This window comes from Cupriavidus basilensis (assembly GCF_029335485.1).
GTDB lineage: Bacteria > Pseudomonadota > Gammaproteobacteria > Burkholderiales > Burkholderiaceae > Cupriavidus > Cupriavidus basilensis_E.
In genome coordinates, this window is the sequence record NZ_JARJLM010000555.1 from 1 (window position 1) to 1391 (window position 1391).

A 1391-nucleotide genomic window follows, 5' to 3' on the forward strand; every position below is an offset into this window, starting at 1 on the left:
GGCGGCTGGCCTCGCCCCGCCAACGCTCCGCCATTCCACCAAGCCGCCATGTCTGATCTCGCCTCCCGCCTCGATAATTTCCTCGCCCGCCTTGAACAATGGCTGCCGCCCCAGCTGACCGAGTCCGACTGGGAGCAGGCGGTCGCGTTCCGCTGGCGCAAGCGCCAGAGCCTGTTTGGCAACATCGGCTACCTGCAGGCAATCCGCCAGCTGCCGCCGATCCATCTGGACGATCTGAAGAACATCGAGCGCCAGAAGGACGCCATCGTCGCCAACACGCGCCAGTTCGTGCAGCGCCTGCCGGCCAACAACGTGCTGCTGACGGGCGCGCGCGGCACCGGCAAGTCGTCGCTGATCAAGGCCTGCCTCAATGCCTTCGTCAAGGACGGCCTGCGGCTGGTGGAAGTCGACAAGGACGACCTGGGCGACCTCGGCGATATCGTCGAGCAGCTGTCGGGGCGTCCCGAGCGCTTCGCCATCTTCTGCGACGATCTGTCGTTCGAAGAGGGCGAGTCGGGCTACAAGTCGCTGAAATCCGCGCTGGACGGCTCGGTGGCGGCGCAGTCGGACAATGTGCTGATCTACGCCACCTCCAATCGCCGCCACCTGCTGCCCGAGTACATGAAGGACAACGAGACCTACCGGCATACCGACGATGGCGAGATCCATCCCGGCGAGGTGGTGGAGGAGAAAATCTCGCTGTCCGAGCGTTTCGGGCTGTGGCTGTCGTTCTATCCGCCCAAGCAGGACGAGTACCTGGCCATCGTCGGCCACTGGCTGGGGCACTTTGGCTGCAGCGCCGAAGACGTCGCCGCAGCGCGCGGCGACGCGCTGGTGTGGGCGCTGGAGCGCGGCTCGCGCTCGGGCCGGGTTGCCTGGCAGTTCGCCCGCGACTGGGGCGGCAAGCACGGCAAGCACGGCAAGCCCTTCAGTGCCTCCGCGCAGGACGGCCAGGCATGAGCGAAGCACCGCAGACCGCCGACGCCGCCACGCCGGCGCGCAAGGTGACCGAGGTTGCCGTGGGCGTGCTGGTGCAGCCTGACGGGCGCTTCCTGCTGGCGCAACGTCCGGCGGGCAAGCCCTATGAAGGCTACTGGGAGTTCCCGGGCGGCAAGCTGGAGCCCGGCGAATCGGTGGAAGAGGCGCTGGCGCGCGAGCTGCACGAGGAGCTCGGCATCGAGATGGGTGCCTGCGTGCGCTGGCATGTGCTGGAGCATGACTACCCGCATGCCTATGTGCGCCTGCACTTCTGCAAGGTCACGGCGTGGGCGGGCGAACTGGTCGGGCGCGAGGGCCAGGCCTTTTCGTGGCAGTCGGCGCCGGTGGACGTGGGGCCCTTGCTGCCCGCGACCATTCCCGTGGTGGCGTGGCTCGCCACCGGGAACGGCGCC

The 1391-nt window shown here is 68.1% G+C and carries 2 protein-coding genes; both read left to right on the forward strand.

Features of this window, described 5'->3' with window-relative positions; genetic code table 11:
* Positions 1-48: 48 nt before the first annotated feature.
* Positions 49-960, forward strand: a complete 912-nt coding sequence (locus P3W85_RS34515) for an ATP-binding protein (RefSeq protein WP_276268064.1) — start codon at positions 49-51, stop codon at positions 958-960.
* Positions 957-1391: NUDIX domain-containing protein (locus P3W85_RS34520; protein ID WP_276268065.1), on the forward strand; the 435-nt coding region annotated here is incomplete at its 3' end. The genes P3W85_RS34515 and P3W85_RS34520, both read left to right, overlap by 4 nt.

Bases quoted from the DNA above. Each gene is read 5' to 3' on its own strand.
- P3W85_RS34515 (WP_276268064.1), top strand. From the start codon at position 49: ATGTCTGATCTCGCCTCCCGCCTCGATAATTTCCTCGCCCGCCTTGAA.